The sequence below is a fragment of the Burkholderia cepacia ATCC 25416 genome, from assembly GCF_001411495.1.
GTDB lineage: Bacteria > Pseudomonadota > Gammaproteobacteria > Burkholderiales > Burkholderiaceae > Burkholderia > Burkholderia cepacia.
In genome coordinates this window covers 1,549,708-1,572,134 of sequence record NZ_CP012982.1, presented here as the reverse complement: position 1 = coordinate 1,572,134, position 22,427 = coordinate 1,549,708, and the positions used below count along the sequence as shown (strand labels likewise).

Below are 22,427 nucleotides of genomic sequence, written 5' to 3'. Positions count from 1 at the left end.
TCAACGCGGCCTTTGCCGCGCTCGCCCTCCCGCCGGAACCCTTCGCCGCCCCGCCCGGGTGCCATAATCGAGCCTGCTCATCATTACAGACGTCCCCCGGAGAATCACCATGCAGAACCTCGACAATCCTTCCCACGATCGCGAGGTAGGCAGCGCCGACGCGACGCAGGACACCACGCGCATCGACGACGTCCGCATCGGCGCCGTGCGCCCGCTGATTTCGCCCGCGCTGCTGCTGGACGAGCTGCCGGTGCCGGCTGCCACGCAGACGCTCGTCGAGGATACGCGCCGCGCGATCGGCGACATCCTGCACGGCCGCGACGACCGGCTGCTGCTCGTCGTCGGCCCGTGTTCGATCCACGATCACGACCAGGCGCTCGACTACGCACGCCGGCTGAAGGCCGCCGCCGATGCGCTGAAGGACGACCTGCTGATCACGATGCGCGTCTACTTCGAGAAGCCGCGCACGACGGTCGGCTGGAAGGGCTACATCAACGACCCGCGCCTCGACGGCAGCTTCCGCATCAACGAAGGGCTGCGCGCCGCGCGGCAATTGCTGCTCGACATCAACGCGCTGGGCCTGCCGGCGTCGACCGAATTCCTCGACCTGCTGAGCCCGCAGTACATCGCCGACCTGATCGCATGGGGCGCGATCGGCGCGCGCACGACCGAGAGCCAGAGCCACCGCCAGCTCGCGTCGGGCCTGAGCTGCCCGATCGGGTTCAAGAACGGTACCGACGGCGGCGTGCAGGTCGCGTCCGACGCGATCGTCGCGGCGGCCGCGAGCCATGCGTTCATGGGGATGACGAAGATGGGGATGGCCGCGATCTTCGAGACGCGCGGCAACGACGACGCGCACGTGATCCTGCGCGGCGGCAAGAACGGCCCGAACTACGACGCCGCGCATGTCGACGCATGTTGTGCGGTGCTGCGCAAGGCCGGGTTGCGCGAGCAGGTGATGGTCGACTGCTCGCACGCGAACTCGAACAAGTCGCACGACCGCCAGATCGACGTCGCGCAGGATCTCGCTCGGCAACTGTCGCAGGGCGAGCACCGAATCGTCGGCGTGATGGTCGAGAGCCATCTCGAGGCAGGGCGGCAGGACCTGAAGCCGGGCGTGCCGCTCAAGTACGGCGTATCGATCACGGATGCGTGCCTGAGCTGGACGCAGACGGAGCCGGTGCTCGACGTGCTGGCGGAGGCGGTGCGACATCGAAGGGTGTATTCGCGCAATGCGTGACGCGGACGATACCGGCATGACCGATTTCCCGTCCGACGCACCGGCTGTCCCGGGCGAACCCGCTGCTTCCGGCGGGGCGGCGACGGCGCCGCCCGGCAAGCTGTTCACGATGGCGGGCATAGGCTGGGCGGCGTTTCTCGGCTCGCCGCTCGCCGGCGGCATCCTGCTCGCGGCGAACGCGCGGCGTCTCGGCCACCGCGCGCTCGCGCAGCGGCAGATTCTCGTCACGGCACTCGTCACGCTCGCGTCGATCGTGCTTTACGCGGCGGCGGACGTTCCGGAAACCTCGGCGGTGCCCCACGCGCTCGTGCATGCGGTCGTCATTGCCGGTCTCGCCGGGACGATCGTCTATGCACGGCACGCGCAGCGCGAGGCCGTCGACGCTCATCGGGCGGCCGGCGGTGCGCTGCAATCGAACTGGCGTGCGGCGGGCATCGGCCTGCTGACGCTGCTCGGCGTCTGGCTGTCGATTGCGACGGCGATCGTCGTGCTGGGTGTTGCGGGCGTGCTGAACTTCGACAACGACCTGCGGCTCGTGCGCGACTATCCGGCGCCCGCGGAGCTGCGTCTGCCTGCGGGATGGCGGGTCGCGAACCAGCCGGAGGATCGCGGCGACGCGACCTACCGGATCCGGCGTTTCAGGTTCGGGCTGATCTCGGCCGGGATCGAGTTCGTCATCGGCGACAAGAGCGACGATGCCCTGTCGAGTCTCTGCGACGGGTGGGACGAGGGGGGCGGGGAAGGCGGCAGCGCGATCGAATCGTCGCACGCGGCAAACGAAACGATAGCCGGCAGGCCCGCACTGACTTGCGAGCACAAGGAGGCGCTCGGCGATGCAATCGTCCACCAGGCGGTCGTGGCGACTGCCGGCGACACGAAGACCTGCGCGCTGATCTACACGGCGCGCGAGGAGAACTACGCGCGTTATCTGCCGGAGTTCGACCGCGTTCGCGATTCGCTGCGGTGTCCGTAATGTCGCCGTCGCGCGGGGCAGATGACGGGTGCTGCGTCATCGCGTCCGATGCAGCGTTGCGCGAGTGGCGCTAACATGGGCCGGTGCGATGTGTCGCGCGCGGGCCACCGGGCTTCGCGCGGCGCATGCACGGCGGCGGCTCGGCCGACCGCCGCGACCGACAACAATTCACCGGAGTGCACAACAGCATGGCTTTCTACAAAACCCTCATCGCAGCAACCGTCCTCGCCTCGAGCGTCAGCGCGCACGCGCAGATCGCGGGTGCGCAGCCGATCAGCGTCACCGTCGAGCAATCGCAGGCGCTGCTCGAAGGCTGGAGCGTGAAGAAGAGTGTGCTCGGCAAGGCCGTCTACAACGACGACAACCAGAAGGTCGGCACCGTGCGCGACCTGATCGTCGCGCCGGACGGCTCGGTGTCCGCGGCGATCGTGTCGGCCGGCGGCTTCCTCGGCGTGGCCGCGCACGACGTCGCGGTGCCGATCGCGTCGCTCGACGTGCGCAAGGGCAACATCTACCTGCCGGGCGCGACGAAGGAAGCGCTGAAGGCGACGCCGGCGTTCCAGTACGCGAAGGTGCCGTCGCCGCCGAAGCCGAAGAAGGTCGACGAAAAGCACTGATCGTCGATTCGATGTATCGCAGCCCGGCGCGCACCGCGCCGGGTCCGGCGACCGCCGTTCGTCGATGACCATGCGAGTCGGCGCAAGTCGGCGGGGGTTCGGCGTCGCATCATGGCTCCGGGCGAATTGCCTCGACGATCGATGACGATGCGGCTGCGCATCGCGCGCGGACCGGCGTGGTGCGCAGCCACACGCCGTGAATGCCGCGCATGCCGGCGATCAGATCGCCGGCTTCTCTTCGTCCACCCACACCCCGTCGAACCCGAACGAAACCGGCCCGCCCAGGAGCACGCTGCCGGCGCCGTCCCATCGAACGGTGACGTCGCCGCCGTCGCAGGTCACCCGCACTGTATCGTCGAGCAGCCCGCGCCGGATGCCGTTGACGACCGCACCGCACGAACACGATCCCGAACCGAGCGGCACGCCGCCGCCGCGCTCCCAGATGCGCAGGCGAATATGCGTGCGATCGATGACCTGAACGAAATGCACGTTGGTTTTCTGCGGAAACAGCGGATGCGTTTCGATGGCGGGGCCGAGCGCCGCGACGTCGATCGTGTGGAGATCGTCGACGAAGAACGTGCAATGCGGGTTGCCCATGTTGCAGGCGGCCGGCGCGCCGGGCAGCGGCAGCGCGAGGGTGTCGAGCGCGTCGGCGACCGGCACGTCCCGCCAGCCGGTGAGCGGCGTGCCCATCTCGACGGTGATCAGGCCGTTCGTCTCCCGCGAACACACGAGATACCCGCGGCGGGTCCGCAGCACGAGCGACGCCATGCCGGTTTCCCGCATCAGTTGCCGCGCGACGCCGCGCGTCGCGCTGCCGCAGGTGTCGAGCGGCGAGCCGTCGGCGTTCCAGAACGCGACGCGGGCCGCCGCGTCGTCGCAGTCCGACACGACGGCAAGCTGGTTGAAGCCGATGCCTCTGTGCCGGTCGCCCATGCGCCGCACGAGATCGCGGTCGATACGCGGCGCGTGTTCCTGATCCTGACCGCGCAGGTCGACGATGACGAAGTCATCGCCGTTTGCGTTCATCTTCTGAAATCCGATCGGCATGGCGGTTCCGGCAGGGAGACAGGCGATCACTGTACGTGACTCGCCGTTCCCGATCAATCGCATGCCGGACCGGCGGTTTGCATGAATTTGTTCTTGTCGCCGCTGCGTCGATAGAGCGGCTGCTGGGTTTCCTTCCTTTGCGTTCCTGTCGGGCTGCATGGAGGGTGCCCCTATGTTGTTCGTCAAGCGTTAGGGGCTGACTTGGGTTGGTAAATGGTTCCGTCACGCAGCATGGCGAACAGGACGTCGCAGCGTCGCCGCGCCAGCGCGATGAGCGCTTGGTTGTGGCGCTTGCCCTGCTGGATCTTGCGGGAGTAATAGGCCCGTGAGACTGGGTCTCGTAAGGCCGCGAAGGCGGATAGGAACAAGGCGCGCTTGAGCACCTTGTTGCCCCGTCTAGATGGGTGCTCGCCACGGATCGACGATCCTGAGCGCCGGGTGACCGGCGCGAGGCCTGCGTAGGCCGCCAGATGCGCGGCGGAGGCGAAGGCTTTATGGGCGACTTCGGTCAGGAGTCTGGCAGCGGTCCTGACGCCGACTCCCGGCATGCTGGTCAGGACCGGCCAAAGAGGGTGAGCAAGCACCAGCTGTTCCACTTCGGCAGCGACCTCGTCGCGCTGCTTACGCAAGGCCGCAAGCTGCTGGGCCAAACGAGGCATGACGATGGTGGCAGCTTGCGTGCCGGGCACGGTCACGGCTTGTTCGCTCAGAGCCTGAACGATCTCGGCCGCCAAGCTCTTGCCCATGCGCGGCGCGAGCTTAGTCAGGCGGTTGGCGAGCGTCTTCTCGCTGGTTGAGGCAAGCGCGGCGGGCGACGGGTAGCGCTCAAGCAGATCGAGCACCGCCGGATGGTCGAGGCGCGGTCCGAGAACGCGCTCGAGCGCTGGATGGATCTGGGTAAGCAGGCCGCGAATGCGGTTGCTGGTTTGAGTGACCTGAGCGGCGAGATCATCGTCGAAGCCGCACAGCATGGTGAGCTCGGCGAGTTGCTCGTCAGCCAATCGAAGCGAGCGCAGCGTATGCGGCATCGAGCGGGCGGCTTCGGCAATGATCGCGGCATCGCGGGCATCGGTCTTGGCTTCACCTGCGTGCAGATCGGCGATGCGGCGCATGGCCAGTCCCGGCAGATAGGCGACGAGCACGCCTTCAGCGCGAGCGACGGCCACTGGCAGCGCTCCGATGGTGGAAGGCTGATCGACGACGAACAGGAGTCGACCATGAGTCTTGAGTTCGGCGATGAGGGCGCGCAGCTTGGCCTCATCGTTGGGCAGCGCTTTGTTGTACAGACGCTTGCCATTTCGATCGAGTGCAACAGCGTGATGCTGGCCCTTACCGACGTCAACGCCGACGAAAACATCGACGGCGTCATGCTGTTGAGTGTCTTGCATCGCAGTTTGTGCAAAGTGAACGGATTGGCCTGCAACAACGGTGGCAAGTCTCGGCATCCACGTTACGGACGGCGTCGGAATATTCCGGCCAAACCCCTATCAGCGATCACCAGCCACCCACCAGACCCGGCGACAACACCCCCCGGATCATGACTGCGACTGGGGGCGGGAATCATACCGGGCCTGGCTGGCCAAAGCCCCATTATTGGGACGGGAAGATAGTAACGGGGGCGGCGATCGCCGCGTCGAGGGACGGCGCCAGGACCTCGAGCGTCCGTTCACATGATGGCTTTTTCGTTAAAACCGCCTCTATTCCAGGGGATTCGGTGATTTCATCCGGATTCGTCGACGACGCATCGCTCGACGCGTCGTCTCAGTCCCCGAATATCGCTCGCTCACCAGGTATTCGATGTGCTGGCCACCGCCACGCCGCCGATCAGCTATACGGGAGCACGCAATCTCGGCATCGGCTGCGGCGGATCGGTCACCGTTCCGGACAAAGGCGACGTGTTGTCGAACGGCATCTCGCTCGGCAATTGCGCGGCCTCCGCGAAGCCGACCATCGGCTTGCGCGAAAAGGCCGCACAACCGAACGCGGACAAGACGCTGTTGTAGTTGAGCGCGCCGGCAGCCCGCGCGGTGGCGCAGGGTTTCAACCTCGTGATGACCGACGCATCGACCGGCGAGTGGATTGCCGGTGGCGATCCGGTGAGTGCCGGGCGGTACCCGATGAAACGCTTGGGCAACATGGCGACGATTCCGCTGCGCGCGCAATACATCCGTAGCGGCGCCGCCGAGTTGACGTTCACGTTTCCGTGATGGCAGCTCGATTCGCGGGCCGCGCCCTGCGAGATGCGGGTATGTCGACACAATGCGAGATCACAGCATGCGCTTCAACACATCGTTCTTCGACACGAAATGATGCTTGAGCGCGGCACCGGCATGCGCCGCCACCAGGGCCGCCAGCGTGTAGCAGGCGATCTTGTGGAGGGCGAACCAGTGCTCCGTCACCGGCCCTGCCGAGAACGGCGTCTTCACGAATACCGTCCAGAACAGCCAGTACCCTTCGGGCACCATCAGGTAGCCGCTCACGAGGACCACGGCGATGAGCGTATAGATCAGCGAATGCACCAGATGCGCGACCGCACGTTGCTTTTCCGGAATCGACTGAAGATCCGGCGGCGCCTTGCGGAAGAACGACCAGAGATACCGCAGTGGAAACAGCGCGATCAGGCAGGTCGCGAGCGACATGTTGAGCGTCGACACGAAGCCCCAGATCGCCGGTTGCGTGATGAAGTGAAGCGAGATGCCGGCAACCATCGTGTAGAGAATGATGGCCGCGAAGATCCAGTGCATCGCGCGGGAGAGCCGATCGTATCGGCGGACCTGGGGTGATCGGTGCCGCACGTGCGGCAGGGAAACGGAAGACATGATTCAACATCCTTGATCGGGTGTCGATCGGTGGATCGACATGATTTAAAGATGAGAATTATCTTGACCGTGCCGCGCGACGTAAAAGTTCATGAAGGATTTCTCAACGCGCGCGGCGCCTGCCCGTCACGGCCGCGCGGGCCGCGTTCGGCTGCGAACGGATCAGGTCCGCTCGAGCCGGTACCCGTAGTTGTAGATCGTCGTGATGACGAGCCCGTTCTTCGGCCGCAGCCCGAGACTCCTGCGCAGCTTGCTCACGTAGGTCGCCAGCGTCGCGTCGTATTTCCGGTCGACGACGCCCCATACGTGCTTGATCATCATGTCCTTCGACACGATCCGGCCGACACTCTCGAACAGCATCAGCGCGAGATCGAACTCGCGCCGGGCCAGCTCGACGGGCGCGCCGTCCACGGTGGCGACGTGCGTACCGGTGTCGAGCGCGAATTTCCCGACCTCGACGATCTTCGCCCGCTGCGTTTCCGGATAGTACTTCCGCGCCTGGGCGCTCACGCGCGCGATCAGTTCGCGTTCGCGCAGCGGCTTGACGAGATAATCGTCGGCGCCATTGTTGAGGCCGAACACGATGTCGTCCTCGCCGTCGTGCTGCGTCATCATGATGATCGGCAGCGCGTCGGCGAACGAATCGCGCGCCCAGCGCATCACGTCGATGCCCGACATGCCGGGTACGTCCCAGTCGAGCAGCAGCACGTCGACGCGCGTCGAGCGTACCAGTTCGACGAAGCTCTCGCCGTCGTGACGGACCTCGGTTTCGTAGCCGGCCTTCTCCAGCCAGCGGGCCACGACACCCGCCTGCGTCACGATGTCTTCCAGGATTGCAACGATCATGTTGTTTCCGCTTTCAGTGTGCGGCTCCGGTTGCCGACGTGCCGGCCGCGTTTGCAGCACCGTCGCCGGGCGCCGGCGGCAGGTAAACGAAAATCCATTCGCCATACGTGTCGCGGTCGCCGAACGACTCGTAGCGGACCGGGAACCCCTGGCGTTTCAGCGGCCGGCCGGCCGCTTCGCTGAACACGCCCATGATGCCGCCGTCCGGCGCCTTCACGAGCCCCCATCGGGTCGACCCGGTCAGCGGGTCGGCATACAGGCGTCGCAAATGGCGCTGGGTCGGCAAGGTCCGGCGATCCTCCAGCAACGCGTCGAGCGACTCGGGATAGCGGTTTTGCCCCGCTGCGCCGTAGTAGCGTTCGATCGCCGCGCGATACTGGTCGCCGACGAACAGCAGCTCGGCTTCGCGGTCGCGTTGCTGAACGGTGCTCCAGATGCGCGTTGCCTCGGTCATCCCGAGGCCGAGCGCCGCGACGAGCATCAGCACGCCGAGATACGCGATGCCGCGTTGGGTGCGCGGGCGTTGCCGCAGGTTACCACGTCTCATAGCTGCTTCCGTCGAGCGCGTTTCCCTTTGCGCCGCTCTTGATGTCGGCCACGCCGCCGCTGTCGCCGGCCAGAGGGCGCCACGAATTGCGCTTGCCCGTCACCGGGTCGAGCGGCACTTCGCGCAGGTAGCGATTTTCGACGAGCGCCTCGAGCGAGGCCGGGTCGCGGCCGTGGTCGGCGCGATAATCGTCGATCGACTGGCGCAGCGTATTCAGGTTGTGGCGCAGCACGGTTTCCTTCGCGCGGTCGCCCTGCTTCAGATAGCCGGGTGCGACGAACGCGGTCAGCGCCGCGATGATCGCCATGACGACGAGCAGTTCGACGAGCGTGAAGCCGGCGGTGCGACGCGCACGTCTACCATTGGTTGTACGGGACGCCATTGATGCCCTCCTTGCGGTTGGTGGAACGGATGTCGAACACGTCATCGCCCGACGAAAAGGATGCCGGATCGCTCGCGTAACTGCGCGTTTCCCACATCTCGTCGGGCGCCTTGCCGTCGCATTCGCACATCGGATCGGCGGGAATCTTGCGCAGGAAATACAGCCGCGCGCCGTTCGGGGACGTCTTGTCCTCGACGCCCTCGACCAGCGTGCGCAGATCCGGCGGATAGCCGCTCGCGTCGGCGCTGTGCTCGATCCGTCCTTCGCCGGCCGCCGCCTTGTAGGCATCGAGCGCCGACCGGATGACGACCAGCGCGCGGCGCAGCTCGGTTTCGTCGGCGCGGCGCCTGGCGAGATCGGTCAGCGGCAAGGCGACGGTGGCGAGCAGCGCAAGCAGCGTCAGCGCGACCATCATCTCGATCAGCGTGAAGCCGCGCGCGCGGCGGCGCCGTGCGGCGCTCATGCGACGCTCCAGCGGCTGGCCAGCCGTCCGGACGCGTCGGCGTGCAGGGTCGATCCGGGCACGGCGCCGCCGTTGACGGACGCCATGAACGACACCAGCGAGCCGATCAGCGAGCGCACCATGGCCAGCAGCCCGCGCTTTTCGGTCGCGGACGCCGCCACGTCGGCCGGCAGGTCCGCCGCCGCGACGACGGCGGCCTCGGCCTTCGGCGGCGGCACGGCACGCGTGGCCGAGGCGGGCTCGATCGCATGCGCGCGAGGCAGCGGCAACGCGGCCGCTTCCGCACGCACACGCATCATGCTGCCGCCTTTCATCGCGGGCCTGCCCGATACGGCCCCGGCGTCGCCCGATTCTTCGGCCGGGGAGGCTTCAGCGCCCTGCGCGGTATCGACGGCCTCGTCCGGGCCCGGTTGCGCGGCAGGCGCGGCGTTCGCGACGGGTGCCGCCGGTTCGATCGGCGCATCGAGATCCGGGCCGTTCGACGAAGCCGACGAAGCCCTCGGGGCCGGCGCGGCCGATGCGGATTCGAGCGTCAGCGCCTCGGTCGTCACGCGCGTCTCGGTCCCCGACAGGAACGTGGTGACGGCCGACGTCGGCAGGTCGAGGTTGCGCTCGATGTGCGGGGTAATCAGCAGCACGATTTCCGAGCGCTCGTTGCTGCGGCCGTTCGAGCCGAACAGGCGGCCGACGACGGGCAGGCCCGACACGCCGGGCAGACCCGAGACGTTCTCGATCTCGTTGCGCTTGACGAGGCCGGCGAGGATCTGCGTTTCGCCGTTTCGCGCGGTCATCAGGGTTTCCGCGTTGCGCGTCCCGAGCGAATAGGCGACGAGGCCGGTCTTGGTCGTTTCCTTCGACAGGATGCTGCTGACTTCCATGTTGACCTTCACGCTGACCTCGTCGTCGAGGCTGATGCGCGGCTCCACCTTCAGCATCAGGCCGACGTCCTGGTAGCTGACGGATTCCGTGACGACGCCGTTGGCGTTCGTGGTCGTGACGATCGGCACGCGTTCGCCGATCTTGATGTTGGCCTTCTCCATGTTGCGTACGCGGATCTTCGGATTCGCGAGCGTCTTGGTCTTGCCCTGCTTCTGCAGCGTGTCGATCGCGAGCGACAGCGCGCCGGATTCGCTGGATACGCCGATCCGGTCGCGGTTCAGGCGCAGCAGGTCGCCGAGCGTCAGCGCCGCGCCCTCCGCGCCGCCGAGCGCGCCGAACTGCACGCGGCCCGGGTACTGGATGCCGAGATCGAGGCTGTCGTTCATGTTGACCTCCAGCACCTGCACGTCGAGCGTGACTTCGGACTGGGGGATGTCCAGCCCCATCACGACGCGCTCGGCCACCTGGATCGTTTCGGGCGTGTCGCGCAGGACGACCGCGTTGACGCGCTCGTCCACGTAGATGTCCTTCGGCTTGATCATCTGGCGCAGGGCCGCCATCACCGATTTCGCGTCCGCGTGCGACAGGAAGAAGGTGCGCAGCGCGAACTCGGTATAGGTGCGGCTTTTCTCGGGCTGCGACGGATAGACGAGCAGCGTGTGCTTGTCGAGCACCTTCTTCTCGAGCTGGTTCGTGCGCAGCAGCAGGTTGATCGCATCCTCGGCGGTGGTGCGCTCGGCGAACAGCGTGGCGGGCTGGTTGGTATCGACGTCGCGGTCGAACACGAAGTTCACGCCGGACACGCGCGAGATCACGTCGAAGATGTTCGACATCGGCTGCTGCTTGAAATTGAGCGAAACCGGCTTGCGCAGCGCGTCGGACAGTTGCGGGCGCACGGGACGGCTCGCCTGCGACGCGCGCAGCAGCGCATCGCGCAGCCGCTTGGCTTCCGCGTGGTTCGGCTGTTCGGCAAGGATGCGCCGCGCGATCTCGAGGGCCTCCTGCGGCTGCTCGCCGCGGATGCGCTGTGCGCGCGACAGCTCGACCGCCATTTGCTGGCGGCGCTTGACCTGCTCGAGTTCCTGGCGGGCGCGCAGATTGCCGGCGTCCTCGGCCAGCACGTTGTTCAGGTGGTCGATCGCCGCGCTGTGGTTGCCCTGCGCGTTTTGCCGGTCGGCGGCCTTCAGCTCGGCGCGCACGTATTCCTGCCGCGTGAGTTCGAGGGAAGTGGCGATCCGGATGTCTTCCGGTGCGGCTTCCTTCTGCTGCTGGAGCGTGCCGAGGCGTTCGGCGGATGTCCCGGCGGCGGACGGGCTGCCGGCCGGGAGGCTCGAGCATCCCGCCAGCGCCAGCGCCGAGGTCAGGATCAATAGACTGATGGTTCGTTTCATCATGGTGTTCGATAGAAGTTCGATTCGCAATTCAATGGGTCGGCGACGGCGGCGACAGCTCGATGTCCGAGCCGTTTCGGGTCATGACGACCGGACCTGTTTCGCCCAGCGTTTTCAGCCGGTAGCCGTCGGCGATCTCGCCGCCCGGCAATACGGCATCGCGGACGCCGCAGCGGCGTCCGCACAGCAGGAATGTCTTGCCGTCGCCTTCCAGCACGACGATGCGCTGCCCTTGCGTGCGCCATTCGCCGGCAATCTCGAACGGCATCGGCGGCGCGGCGGCGGCGTCGATCGGATCGCTCAGCGCTGGCGGCTCCGCCGCGGGCGGCTCGACAGGGGCGGGCGTGGCGGGGGGCGCGTCTTCCGCGCCGAGCGACACCCAGCTTTGGGCCGGGAACACGTCGACGATGCTCGGCTGGCCGACGGACTCGTGCGCCAGGCTGCCGCCTGAGGCGGCAACGGCCAGCGCCGCCGCGACGCGTATGAAGGTGCGGCGCATCATGCGTCGGGCCCCAGCAGGCTGACCCGCAGATCGACGTTGACGACGGGGCTGTCGATCTTTTCGCGCTCGATCGTGACGCTCTCGATACGCACCATCGGCTGGTCGGCGATTTTCCGCATCGCTTCGCGCAATCCGGCGTAGCTGCCGCTCAGCGCGATGCTGATCGTGAGCCGTCGCAGCTTGCCCTTCACCTCGGCCTCGCGCCGGTAGGTCGCGTGCTTCCGTTCCAGGCCGTTCTGCGACAGGATCTCGAACAGCGAATACGCCTGCTCGCGGCTGCGCAGCTGCTGGACGTCGTGCAGCGTCATGCCGCCGTCGCCGGCCTTCGGGCCGGGCTTGGGCAGCGCGGCCAGATCCTTGGCGAGCGCGCCGCGCGTCGCGTCGAGTCGCGCGCCGCCCGGTTGGATATAAAGCGCGTGCAGGCCGAGCAGGGCGACGACCGCGCCGGCCGCCAGCAGCCCGGGCACGCCGAGCTTGCGGGTCGCGACATAGCGCCCCCAGCGCAACTGCGCAGCAAGCGCCGTTTTGTCGATTGCATTCAGGTGGGTCATGGATGTTCGATGCTCAGGCTGAAGTGAAAAATGGCCTTGCCGTCCTCGGTCTTCATCCGATGCTGGAGCAGGCCGATCATGCGGTCCGGATGGCGGTCGTGCAGGCGGTCGACGAACAGGTAGACGTGCGACAGCTCCGCGGCACCGCCTTCGATGCGCGCCTCGCGGCCCGCCTTGTCCACCGTCAGCGACTTCAGCGCGATCTGTGGGGTCCAGGCGTGCTCGATCCAGTCGATCACCGACAGGCCGGATCCCTTGTCGGTCATCGTCTGTTCGGCCAGCACGCGCTCGATGCGCCGCTGCTCGGGCGTCTTGGCCTTCTCCCGCCGCTGTTCGCGCTCGATGACGCGCTGACGCTGCTCGATGCGCTTCTCGACCTGCTCGACATCGTCACGCAGTGCTTCGACGCGGTTCCATTCGCTGCCGGCGAAGAGCCCGGCAGCCAGCGCGCAGCACAGCGCGATGCCGGCCCACGGCGTCAGGCGCGTGCGCGGCGCGGCGAAGTTCAGTTCCGACAGGCGCTTCATGCCGGATCCTCCGCCGCGACATCCATCGGTTCGGCCGTGCGGCCATCCGTCGGCGCGCACGCCGCGTCGCCATCGGCGAGCATCGAGCCGTCGAACCGGCATGCATGCGCGTCGCCGCAGGCCGGCTGCCCGGCGATCAGCGCCGCCGCGGCGAACCAGTCGTCGGGGCGGTCGCCGGCGCGCGGCAACGTGACGATGTCGGCCCATTCGCCCGAACGCCGGAAAATGCACGTCACGACGTGCGGCTGGCGAAGCGCGAAGCGGAAATCGTCGCCGACCAGCCGGGCGGCGTGCGAGGCGAGCGACGCCGACAGCGCGTCGCGGAAGCTGGCGAGCCGCCAGCCGGCCGCGCGGCTCGCGTCGACGAGCGCCGCGAGGAGTTCGTCGCAGGCCGCGACCGCAAGGCGCGCGCGGCCGCGCCGTTCGTCCTCGATGAGGATGCGCAACGCACCGCGCTGCGCGCGCGCGGCGAACAGCATGCGGGCATACGCATCCCACGCGGCGTCCGACACCAGGCCTTCCTGCCAGGGCAGCACCACGCCGTGCGACCACGGATGCCCGACGACGACGTGGAGGCGGTTGCGCATCGGCAGGCGCGCTTTCGGCAGGCCGGCGAGCACCTGCGCGAGCGCGTCGGCCGGCCGGCCCTCGTGGGCGACGACGGCGAGCGGTGCACCGGTGCGCCGTGCGCGCCGGCTTTCATGCGCCCGGACGTGCAGCGTATCGGCGTCGATCAGCACGGTGACGTCATTCCAGAGCGATCGCACGCTGCACCTCCTGGAATGTCGTCATTCGTGCGCGCACCGCCGCCAGCCCCGCGTCGCGCATCGACTGGTAGTCGGGGTGCTCCGCGAGTGCGCGCGCGCGCTTCTCGATCGAGCGCTCGAGCAGGGCCGCCTTCAGCGGCGCATCCAGCGCAAGCACTTCGGCAAGCCCGATCCGGCCGTGATAGCCCGTGCCGCGGCACGTGTCGCAGCCGGCGCCGGCTGCCACCTCGCGCCGAAGCACGTCGGGCGGCGCATCGGCCAGGTCCGCGCCGCTCGTCGCCGGAGCGCCGCAGGTCGCGCAGATCCGTCGCACCAGTCGCTGCGATACGACGCCGTTGAGCGCCTCGAGAAAGGTCGACGGTTCCACGCCCATGTAGATGAAGCGGTCGATCACGCTGAAGCCGTCGTTCGCGTGCACGGTCGACAGCACGCGGTGGCCGGTGAGTGCCGACTGCACCGCGATCGACGCGGTTTCCTCGTCGCGGATCTCGCCGACCATCACCGTGTCCGGATCGTGCCGCAGGATCGAACGCAGCCCGCGCGCGAAGGTGAGGCCCTTGCGCTCGTTGACCGGAATCTGCAGCACGCCCTTCAGCTCGTATTCGACCGGATCCTCGATCGTGATGATCTTGTCGTCGCCCGTGTTCACCTCCGACAGCACGGCATAAAGCGTCGTCGACTTGCCGCTTCCGGTCGGCCCCGTCACGAGCATGAGCCCGTAGGGGCGATGGGCGAGCGCACGCACGCGGCGGGCGGTCGACGCGTCGAAGCCGAGCACGTCGAGGCTCACGCTGTCGCCGCGTTGCGACTTGTCGAGCACGCGCATCACCGCGTTCTCGCCGTAGGTGCCGGGGATGATGGAGACGCGGAAATCGATTTCGCGCCCCTGCATCACGATCTTGAAGCGGCCGTCCTGCGGCACGCGTTTTTCCGCGATGTCGAGGGCCGCGAGCACCTTGAGCCGCGACATCGTCTGCGTGGCGACTTCGATGCCGGGAATGTGGCGGATCGACTGCAGGACGCCGTCGATCCGGTAGCGGATCGACAGGCCGTCCGCCGCCGATTCGAGGTGAATGTCGCTCGCGCGGCTCTGCAGCGCGTCGTACAGCGTCGAGTTGACCAGCCGGATGATCGGGCTTTCGTCCCGGGCGATGCTGGCGAGCGAAATCGATTCGGTCACGCGCGCGAGCGTGTCGCCCGATGCGTCGATCGTCACGTCGTCCATCGCGCGTTCGTTCGATTCGAGATCGCCGAGCAGGCGCTCGACTTCGCCGGGGGTGCTCATCGCGAGACTGACCGGCCGCGCGCCGACGCGCGCGAGCAGTTCGTCGCGCACGCTGCGCGCGACCGGATCGGCGACGACGATGCACGGTGCACCGTTGCGCTTGATCGGCAGCGCGCGCAGCGCCAGCGCGTCGTGCAGCGGCAACAGGTCGAAATGCGTCGGCGCGGCGCGCAGCGTGTCGGCGTCGATCGGATCGATGCCGAGGCAGGCCGCCACTTCGGCGAGACGCGTCGCGTCGGCGCGCATCAGGTCGTTGACATACTCGGCGAAACCGATGCCGGACGCCTCGCTTTCCGCGTGCCAGCGTTGAATCAGGTGTTGCGTAGTCATCTTGAATTCTCCAGTTGGGAAGCGGGAAGGCGGGCATCTGGCCGGCCGGGGCCGCTATCCGACGCTGCCGGCCAATTCGAAGATCGGCATGTACAGCAGCAGAACCACCGCGCCGACCGTTGCGCCGACCGCGAGCATCAGCACCGGTTCGAAAACCTTGCTGATCATTTCGATCGACCGGTCGAGCGCGCCGTCGTGGAACTGCGCGATGTGCTCGCACATTCCGCCCAGGTCGCCGCTCTGTTCGCCGACGCGCAGCAGCCGCTCGGCGACGGAGGTCGTCAGTGCATGGGCCGCGAAGACAGTCGATACCGATCGTCCGGCACGCAACTCGGTCAGCGCGGCCGCGAGGCGCGCCCCGAAATGCGCGGGCAGCACCTTGCCGGACAATTCCAGCGCGTCGATCACGGGCGTGCCGCCCGCGATCAGGAGTCCGACGGTTCGATAGAACCGGGTCAGGGCGAACAGCGCACAAACGTCGCGCACCTTCGGCGCCCGCCACATCAGCCGCTGTGCCGCGCGCTTCGCGGCGGCCGAGCGCACCGCCAGCCCCGCGCCGACGGCCGCCGCGGCGGCTGCCATGCCGACCGCCGCGCCGTTCTCGCGCAACAGGGTCGCCCACCAGAGCATCACCTGCGCGGTCGGCGGCAGCGTGGTCAGCGACTCGAACACCACCGCGAAACGCGGAATCACGAAAAAGGCCATGAACAGCAGGATCGCGATGCCGACGCCGATCACGACCGCCGGATAAATCAGCGCGCCGGTGACCCGCTTGCGGATCTGCTCGATCCGCACTTCGTATTGCTGGTAGCGCTTCAATACGGCGGGCAACTGGCCGCTGTCTTCCGACGACGCGATCGTCGCGACGAGCAGCCCCGGAAAGACGTCGGGCTGTCGCGCAAGCGCCGCGGATAACGGCTGCCCCTGATACATCACCGACAGGATCCGGTCGATCACCTGCTTCGACGCCTTGCCGGCATCGTTCTTGTCGCGCAGCGCCTCGAGCGCTTCGATCAGCACGAGGCCCGCATCGAGCAGCGTCGACAGTTCCTGGAGGAACAGCGCGAGCGCAAATTTCGGTGCGCGCTTGCGTCTGGCGAGGCGTGCGCGGCGAATGTCGAGCGCGACACCGCCTTGCGCCGCGATCCGGGCCCGCACGTCCGCTTCGCTCGCTGCTTCGATCGTCTGCAGGGCGACCTTGCCGTCGGCAAGCACCCGAACCTGAAACGATTGCATGGCTACCTCCGCCATTCGTCGAGCAACGCCGAGCTGGCGACGCGATTGCTGGTCAGCGTCTGGTACTCGCGCCAGACCTTGGTCGCATACGATTTGCGCACCGGTTCGCGCTTCGCCGACGATCCGGCGTTGTAGGCGCCGACGGCATTCCATGTGTAGCCGTGCCGCTCGATGAAGCCGGCGAGAATCGACGCGCCGGTGTCGATCGACGTACAGGGCTCGTTGATCAGGCGCCCGTGCGTGACGCCTGTCTTGATCAATCGCGGCAGGTGCGAGCTGTTGATCTGCATCAGCCCGATGTCGTAGGTGCCGTTGCGGTTGTAATTGATCGCGCGAGGATTCAGCGACGATTCCACTTTCGCGATCGCGACGAGCAGGAGGGGATCGATACCGTGCCGCTCGCCTGCCTGGGTAAAGCAATCCTTGGCTGCGGCGCCGGACGCGCAGACGGCGATCGCCGCCGCGACGGTCCAGCGACGCAGGCCCTTACATGCCGTAGACGAGGTCCGCATCGTTGCCGCTCCCTCCGACACGACCGTCCCGACCGAGCGACACGATCTCCGCCTCGCCGTCTCGGCCCGGCACGTTCCACTGATAGGCCCGGCCCCAGCCGTCCTTCGGCACGGCCTTCGCGAGATAGGGGCCGTTCCACCCGTCGGTGTTCTGCGGCTGCTTGACCAGCGCATCGAGCCCTTCGTCGGCGCTCGGATAGCGGCCCGTGTCGAGCCTGAACTGCGTGACCGCGTCGCCGAGCGTCTTCATCTGAGATTCGGTCGAGCGGACCTTCGCCTTGTCGACCTGCGAAAAGAGTTTCGGGCCGACATAGCCTGCCAGCAGCGCGATGATCAGCAGCACCACCAGCAATTCGAGCAAGGTGAAGCCACGCTGGCCTCGCTTCTTCGTCCATTTCGGATAGTTCGATTTCACGTTGTATGCCCTCGGTTTAAGTTCCGACGCGATTCGCGGGTCGGAGTGTCGTCGTATTGCGGACGACTGATGAATGGCGCGCTGTGGGGAAGGGGGCTTGTTCGGGCCCGAGCGCCGTTTGATAACGTCATTTTGCAAACGCGATGCAGGCGCCGCAATTTTCATGAAGGATGTCTCAACAAACTTCGAAACACGCCGCGCATGCACCCGTCGAGGACGGGCGAGCCGCACGCCGTTGGCGCGCGGCTCGCGGGATTCATGCGGGAATCCTTACTTGCTGCATGCGCCGAGATCCTTCCAGACCTTGCCGGTGTGATCGGCGCCGGTCGTCGCGGGCGAGCCCGGCACGTCGTTCTGGGTCCACCAGCGCGCCTCGTAGGTGCGGCCGTTGTGCTGCACCTTCGCGCCGCCCGTATAGGCCGTGCCCTGCTTCCACGCGGCCTGGCACTGCGCGCCTTCGCCGCCGCCCGTGCCGCCGGTCAGCTTGAACGTGACGGTTTCCTGCTTCAGCGTGCCGCCTTCGATCTGCGACGTCGCCACGGCCGTGTGCGCGCCGGCCTTCGCATTCGCGATGTCGACGCTCAGGTCGCCCTGCATCCGCATCGTTGCCGACTTCGAGCCGACCAGCGAATTGGCCGCGTCGTACACCTTCATCGTGACGCTGGTGTCCTTCGCGTGATTGAACTTCAGGAAGAACTTCGCGGTGGCCTTGCCGTTCTCGATCCTGAATTCCGGGTTGCTCGTGACGCTGAAACCTTCGTCGATGCCCGATTCCGGCTTCTTCTCGACCGTCGTCTCCGTGCGCACGATGCCGCTGCCGCTCTTGGCGAACACGTTGTTCGCGCCCAGCCCCGGCTCGATGCGCCCGTCGCGCTCGATGCCCGCCAGCAGGCCGGCCGACTGCACGCGGTTGATTTCCTTCGCGAGCAGCATCGGCCACATGTTGCGTTCACCCTGTTCGGCCGTGCCGATCGTGACGGTCGTCTTCATCGACGGTACTTCACCGCCCGACTTGAACACGCGGTTCATGACCTTGTCGCCGGCCTTCAGGTCGACGGTCGGCGCGATGGTGCCGACGGACGACCAGCTCGGCTTGCCCGGGTCGGTCGGACCGCCGTCCGCCTTGATGTTGAGGTCGGCCACGTTGTAGAACATGCCGGCCGTGTCGCCGACGTGCCACGTGCTCAGCATCACGTGATGGCCGGTGCGGTCCGACGGAATCGTGCAGTTGTGCGGCCCGATCGCGTCGGCCTTCTGCATGCCGCCGTCGACCGTGCAGAACGGCGTCAGGTCGAACTGGTCGCGCGTCAGCGGCAGGTTCGGGTTCCAGCCCTGCTTCGTCAGGTAGTACTTGAAGTTCTTCGTCACGTGCGGCGCTGTGAACGTCCACTTGAACTGCTGCGCGCCCGGCTTGATGTCGTTGGTTTTCCAGCGGTCGACGGATTGCTCGTTCAGTTCGCTGAACTGCACGACGCCGCCGCTTGCGAACTGTCCGTCGGGCGCACCGGCCTGAGGGAAGCCCTGCTTGCCTTCGACGCTTTGCGGTTCCCATGTGACCGAGCCGCAGTTGAAGTTTTGCGCCGGGCCCTGCTTCGAGCTGCACATCAGGTTGCGCGACGGCGGATCGGAGAGGTAGCCGTGCGCGAACGCATGTTGCGCGAAGAACATGGATGCGCACGCGACCAGCGGCGAAAGTTTGAAGAGCGTTCGGCTCGCGGTGTGTTTGTTCATGGTGTGTAGGAGATGGATCGTATCTGTCGGTACTGCTTTCGAAAGAGCGGTTGATCGAAGCCGGCACGGTGCCCGGCGTTTGCGCGTCGTGCATCGGGTGGGATGCGACACGGGTTGCAGTTTCCGCGAGCGCGGCGGGGGCGGGAATCTTCCTGAACGATTCATCAAGAATCCGGCTGCCGGTTTCCGAAAAACCGGCATTTCTTGAGACATCCTTGAGATTGATTGGCGCGGGGCGGCGGGGAAAAAACAATGCGACGGTCGATTCAGACACTCTTTCAATTTCTCAAGGATGACGATCAAATTGCGCCTGAATAAACTCAACCTCAATCCGTCGCGTATCGGCGTTGCATCCGGCCGCACCCAGACGCTTGCATTCGCGACGATCGCCACGGCCAGCGCGCTGTGTTTCGCGAACGCCGCGTTCGCCGCCCCCGGCAAGCCCAGTCTCAAGCAATACGAAATCACGTCGAAGCCGCACGGTTTCGTCGAGATCGATCTGCAGAGAGCGGGCAGCGCGCCCTACAAGGACCTCGTCAAGCTCAACAAGAAGGTCGACGTGCCGCTGCCGTTCGACATCTGGAGCAACGGAACGGCCGTGAAGGCGGTCGCCGTGGTCGACGGCGCGGTCGATGCCGCGTCGGAACTCAAGCTGACGCCCGGCGGCACCCAGAGCGGCACCGTCATCGCCAACGTCAAGACGCCGGGCGTGAAGAAGATGCAGGTCCGGGTGATCGACGCGAACGGCGCGTCGACGGACAGCGCGCCGATCGACGTGGTCGTGTTCGACACGATTCCGGAACTGGCCGATACGCTGCCCGACAACGCGAGCAAGGCGCACAAGCGTTTCAAGAACACGTCCGGCTCGGTGGTCGGCACCTACTTCGCGACGTGGTCGGTCTACGACCGCAAGTTCAACGTCGACAACGTGCCGGTCGAGAACCTCACGCACATGCTGTATGGCTTCGTGCCGATCTGCGGCGGAGCGAACATCAACGCGTCGCTCGCGCGCGACGTGCCGAATTCGTTCCGCGCACTGCAGCAGACGTGCGCGGGGCTGCCCGACTTCAGCGTGGCGATCCACGATACGTGGGGCGAGATGGGCATGACGCTGCCCGGCCAGACCGCGAACTCGAAGCTCAAGGGCGTGCTTGGCCAGATGATGGCCGCGAAGAAACGCAATCCGGACCTCAAGATCCTGCCGTCGATCGGCGGCTGGACGCTGTCCGATCCGTTCTTCCAGCTGCACGACCCGGCCAAGCGCAAGGTGTTCGTCGATTCGACCGAGCAGTTGCTGCGCACCTGGAAGTTCTTCGACGGCGTCGACATCGACTGGGAGTTCCCGGGCGGCAAGGGCGCGAACGGCGCGATCGGCAATCCGCAGACGGACGGCGCGCTGTATGTGACGCTGATGAAGGAACTGCGGCAGATGCTCGACCGCGTGTCGGCGGACACCGGCAAGACCTACGAGCTGACGTCTGCGATCGGCGCGGGCAAGGACAAGATCGACGTGGTGAACTACAAGGAAGCCACGAAGTACATGGACTACATCTTCGACATGACGTACGACTACTACGGTGCGTTCAGCCTGACGGAGCTGGGTCACCAGACGGCACTGCACGCGCCCGCATGGCGACCGGACACCAAGTACACGACCGACAACTCGATCAAGGCGCTGCTTGCGCAGGGCGTCGATCCGAAGAAGCTCGTCGTCGGCGCGGCGGCATACGCCCGCGGCTGGAACGGCGTATCGGGCTATACCGACGGCAATCCGTTCACGGGCACCGCGAAGGGGCCGCACAAGGGGCAGTGGGAAGCCGGCATTCTCGACTACAAGAAGCTCAAGGCGGAGATGATCGGCCCGAACAACGCGGGCATCAACGGCTACGAGTACCACTACGACCAGACGGCCGAGGCGCCGTACGTGTTCAACAAGAGCACCGGCGAACTCCTCACGTTCGACGATCCGCGCTCGGTGAACGCCAAGGGCGACTACGTGCGCAAGCACCAGCTCGGCGGCATGTTCTCGTGGGAAATCGACGCGGACAACGGCGACATCCTGAACGCGATGCACGAAGGTCTTGGCCACGGCGACGGCGGAAGCGGCGCGGAGAATCGTCCGCCGATCGCGAACGCGGGGACGGCCATGACGGTCACCGGGCCGCAGACGGTGACGCTCGACGCGTCGAAGTCGCGCGATCCCGACGGCGACAAGCTGACCTTCAAGTGGGAACAGATCGGCGGCGATCCGCTGAAGATCGGCAGTCCGGACAGTGCGAAGGCGACGGTCGACGTGCCGGCGGTCAAGCAGGACACCCGCTACACGTTCCGCGTGACGGTGACCGACCCGGCCGGGCTGAAGAGTGCCGCGCAGGTCGTCGTGACCGCGCAGGCCGAAGCGTCGGTCGAGCCGCCGCCGGCCGAAAACCGTCCGCCGGTCGCGCGACTCAGCGGCCCGGCGCAGGCGGAAGGCGGTCAGGCCGTGGCCCTGTCGGCCGAGAAATCGACCGATCCGGACGGCGACAAGCTGACGTTCCAGTGGACGGCTCCGTCCGGCATCGACGTGCAGCCTTCCGGCGCGACGCTGCGCTTCACCGCGCCGAAGCTTGCGAAGGACCAGTCGTTCACGTTCTCGGTCAAGGTCGGCGACGGCAAGCTGTCGTCCACCGCTCAGCACACGGTGCTCGTGAAGGCGACGGAGACGGGCGGCGGCAATGGTGGCGGCGGCAACGGTGGTGGCGGCAACGGCGGCGGTGGCGAAGGCGGCCAGTACCCGGCCTACAAGGCCGGGACGCAGTACAAGGCCGGCGACGTCGTGTCGAACCAGGGCAAGCTGTACCAGTGCAAGCCGTTCCCGTACAGCGGCTGGTGCTCGGGTGCACCGGCGGCCTACGAACCGGGCAAGGGCTTCGCGTGGAGCGATGCGTGGACGATCTTCGGCAACGGTGAAGGCGGCGGCAACGGCGGCAACGGCGGCAATGGCGGCAATGGCGGCAATGGCGGCAACGGTGGAGGCGGCGGCAACGGCGGCAACGGCGAAGGCGGTGGCAACGGCGGCGGCGAAAGCGGCGGCAACCATCCGCAGTACAAGGAAGGCACCAAGTACGGCGCCGGTGACATCGTGTCGAACAACGGCAAGCTGTACCGATGCAAGCCGTTCCCGTACACCAACTGGTGCTCGATGGCTGCCTGGGCCTACGAGCCCGGCAAGGGCACCGCGTGGGATCAGGCCTGGGAGGAACACAAGGACTGACGCCCGCTCCCCGGTTACGCCGGCCCGCGCTGCATGCCCGGGCCGGCGTCGAACCCGTATCCTCGAACCGGCATCGACCGATGCCGGCCCGGCCCTCGCCTCGTGCGGGGG

The 22,427-nt window shown here is 66.9% G+C and carries 23 protein-coding genes; 6 read left to right on the top strand and 17 right to left on the bottom strand.

Going from position 1 to position 22,427, the window contains the following annotated elements:
* The first annotated feature begins 109 nt into the window (after nt 1–109).
* The 3 genes from APZ15_RS24390 to APZ15_RS24380 all read left to right on the top strand — a co-directional run bounded on the left by APZ15_RS24390 (nt 110) and on the right by APZ15_RS24380 (nt 2,830).
* On the top strand, nt 110–1,240 hold the full coding sequence (locus APZ15_RS24390; RefSeq protein ID WP_027790280.1) for a 3-deoxy-7-phosphoheptulonate synthase: 1,131 nt from the start codon (nt 110–112) through the stop codon (nt 1,238–1,240).
* 16 nt (nt 1,241–1,256) lie between these two features.
* Nucleotides 1,257–2,213, top strand: coding sequence for a hypothetical protein (locus tag APZ15_RS24385; protein ID WP_138143397.1), 957 nt, complete (start codon nt 1,257–1,259; stop codon nt 2,211–2,213).
* A gap of 188 nt (nt 2,214–2,401) precedes the next feature.
* The gene (locus tag APZ15_RS24380; protein WP_027790281.1) at nt 2,402–2,830 is read left to right on the top strand and encodes a PRC-barrel domain-containing protein; all 429 of its coding nucleotides are present in this window, start codon (nt 2,402–2,404) and stop codon (nt 2,828–2,830) included.
* A 219-nt stretch (nt 2,831–3,049) separates the two neighbouring features.
* Here APZ15_RS24380 and dapF read toward each other — a convergent pair whose 3' ends face one another.
* Nucleotides 3,050–3,880: a diaminopimelate epimerase gene (dapF, locus tag APZ15_RS24375; RefSeq protein ID WP_027790282.1), complete on the bottom strand. Its 831-nt coding sequence runs from the start codon at nt 3,878–3,880 to the stop codon at nt 3,050–3,052.
* Between the two features lie 182 nt (nt 3,881–4,062).
* Complete coding sequence (locus APZ15_RS24370) at nt 4,063–5,268, bottom strand: IS110-like element ISBma3 family transposase (protein WP_027788961.1); 1,206 nt, start codon at nt 5,266–5,268, stop codon at nt 4,063–4,065.
* Nucleotides 5,269–5,679: 411 nt separating this feature from the next.
* Between APZ15_RS24370 and APZ15_RS24365 the strand changes: the two genes are divergently transcribed.
* Nucleotides 5,680–5,883 carry a hypothetical protein gene (locus APZ15_RS24365; RefSeq protein WP_027790283.1) on the top strand — a complete coding sequence of 68 codons (204 nt, stop codon included), beginning with the start codon at nt 5,680–5,682 and terminating at the stop codon, nt 5,881–5,883.
* Nucleotides 5,884–5,931: 48 nt separating this feature from the next.
* Entirely contained in the window at nt 5,932–6,087 is a 156-nt protein-coding gene (locus tag APZ15_RS24360) for a hypothetical protein (protein WP_155253143.1), read from the top strand.
* Between the two features lie 60 nt (nt 6,088–6,147).
* On the opposite strand, the gene APZ15_RS24355 is transcribed toward APZ15_RS24360, so the two are convergent.
* The 15 genes from APZ15_RS24355 to gbpA form a co-directional block, all read right to left on the bottom strand.
* On the bottom strand, nt 6,148–6,699 hold the full coding sequence (locus tag APZ15_RS24355) for a cytochrome b (RefSeq protein ID WP_049096287.1): 552 nt from the start codon (nt 6,697–6,699) through the stop codon (nt 6,148–6,150).
* A gap of 162 nt (nt 6,700–6,861) precedes the next feature.
* Complete coding sequence (locus APZ15_RS24350; protein WP_027790286.1) at nt 6,862–7,545, bottom strand: response regulator transcription factor; 684 nt, start codon at nt 7,543–7,545, stop codon at nt 6,862–6,864.
* A gap of 13 nt (nt 7,546–7,558) precedes the next feature.
* A complete protein-coding gene (locus APZ15_RS24345; RefSeq protein WP_027790287.1) occupies nt 7,559–8,092 on the bottom strand; it encodes a type II secretion system protein in 534 nt (177 codons plus the stop codon).
* On the bottom strand, nt 8,079–8,474 hold the full coding sequence (locus APZ15_RS24340; protein ID WP_027790288.1) for a type II secretion system protein: 396 nt from the start codon (nt 8,472–8,474) through the stop codon (nt 8,079–8,081). Before APZ15_RS24340 ends, APZ15_RS24345 begins: the two co-directional genes overlap by 14 nt.
* Nucleotides 8,449–8,937: a type II secretion system protein gene (locus tag APZ15_RS24335; protein WP_027790289.1), complete on the bottom strand. Its 489-nt coding sequence runs from the start codon at nt 8,935–8,937 to the stop codon at nt 8,449–8,451. Before APZ15_RS24335 ends, APZ15_RS24340 begins: the two co-directional genes overlap by 26 nt.
* Nucleotides 8,934–11,207, bottom strand: a complete 2,274-nt coding sequence (locus APZ15_RS24330) for a secretin N-terminal domain-containing protein (protein WP_027790290.1) — start codon at nt 11,205–11,207, stop codon at nt 8,934–8,936. Before APZ15_RS24330 ends, APZ15_RS24335 begins: the two co-directional genes overlap by 4 nt.
* A 31-nt stretch (nt 11,208–11,238) precedes the next feature.
* Complete coding sequence (locus tag APZ15_RS24325; RefSeq protein ID WP_027790291.1) at nt 11,239–11,709, bottom strand: hypothetical protein; 471 nt, start codon at nt 11,707–11,709, stop codon at nt 11,239–11,241.
* On the bottom strand, nt 11,706–12,260 hold the full coding sequence (locus APZ15_RS24320) for a hypothetical protein (protein WP_027790292.1): 555 nt from the start codon (nt 12,258–12,260) through the stop codon (nt 11,706–11,708). Before APZ15_RS24320 ends, APZ15_RS24325 begins: the two co-directional genes overlap by 4 nt.
* On the bottom strand, nt 12,257–12,787 hold the full coding sequence (locus APZ15_RS24315; protein ID WP_027790293.1) for a hypothetical protein: 531 nt from the start codon (nt 12,785–12,787) through the stop codon (nt 12,257–12,259). The genes APZ15_RS24320 and APZ15_RS24315 overlap by 4 nt, the downstream gene beginning before the upstream one ends.
* Nucleotides 12,784–13,554 (bottom strand): hypothetical protein, encoded by a 771-nt coding sequence (locus tag APZ15_RS42250; protein ID WP_226153316.1) that lies wholly within the window; start codon nt 13,552–13,554, stop codon nt 12,784–12,786. Before APZ15_RS42250 ends, APZ15_RS24315 begins: the two co-directional genes overlap by 4 nt.
* Nucleotides 13,535–15,169 (bottom strand): GspE/PulE family protein, encoded by a 1,635-nt coding sequence (locus tag APZ15_RS24305; RefSeq protein ID WP_027790295.1) that lies wholly within the window; start codon nt 15,167–15,169, stop codon nt 13,535–13,537. Before APZ15_RS24305 ends, APZ15_RS42250 begins: the two co-directional genes overlap by 20 nt.
* A 54-nt stretch (nt 15,170–15,223) precedes the next feature.
* On the bottom strand, nt 15,224–16,405 hold the full coding sequence (locus APZ15_RS24300) for a type II secretion system F family protein (RefSeq protein ID WP_027790296.1): 1,182 nt from the start codon (nt 16,403–16,405) through the stop codon (nt 15,224–15,226).
* Nucleotides 16,406–16,407: 2 nt separating this feature from the next.
* Complete coding sequence (locus APZ15_RS24295; protein ID WP_027790297.1) at nt 16,408–16,917, bottom strand: lytic transglycosylase domain-containing protein; 510 nt, start codon at nt 16,915–16,917, stop codon at nt 16,408–16,410.
* Nucleotides 16,892–17,332 (bottom strand): type II secretion system major pseudopilin GspG, encoded by a 441-nt coding sequence (gene gspG / locus APZ15_RS24290; protein ID WP_027790298.1) that lies wholly within the window; start codon nt 17,330–17,332, stop codon nt 16,892–16,894. Before gspG ends, APZ15_RS24295 begins: the two co-directional genes overlap by 26 nt.
* A 270-nt stretch (nt 17,333–17,602) precedes the next feature.
* A complete protein-coding gene (gene gbpA / locus APZ15_RS24285; RefSeq protein WP_027790299.1) occupies nt 17,603–19,063 on the bottom strand; it encodes an N-acetylglucosamine-binding protein GbpA in 1,461 nt (486 codons plus the stop codon).
* A 304-nt stretch (nt 19,064–19,367) separates the two neighbouring features.
* On the opposite strand from gbpA, the gene APZ15_RS24280 reads away from it, so the two are divergent.
* Complete coding sequence (locus APZ15_RS24280; RefSeq protein WP_269465410.1) at nt 19,368–22,316, top strand: glycosyl hydrolase family 18 protein; 2,949 nt, start codon at nt 19,368–19,370, stop codon at nt 22,314–22,316.
* Nucleotides 22,317–22,427: the final 111 nt, after the last annotated feature.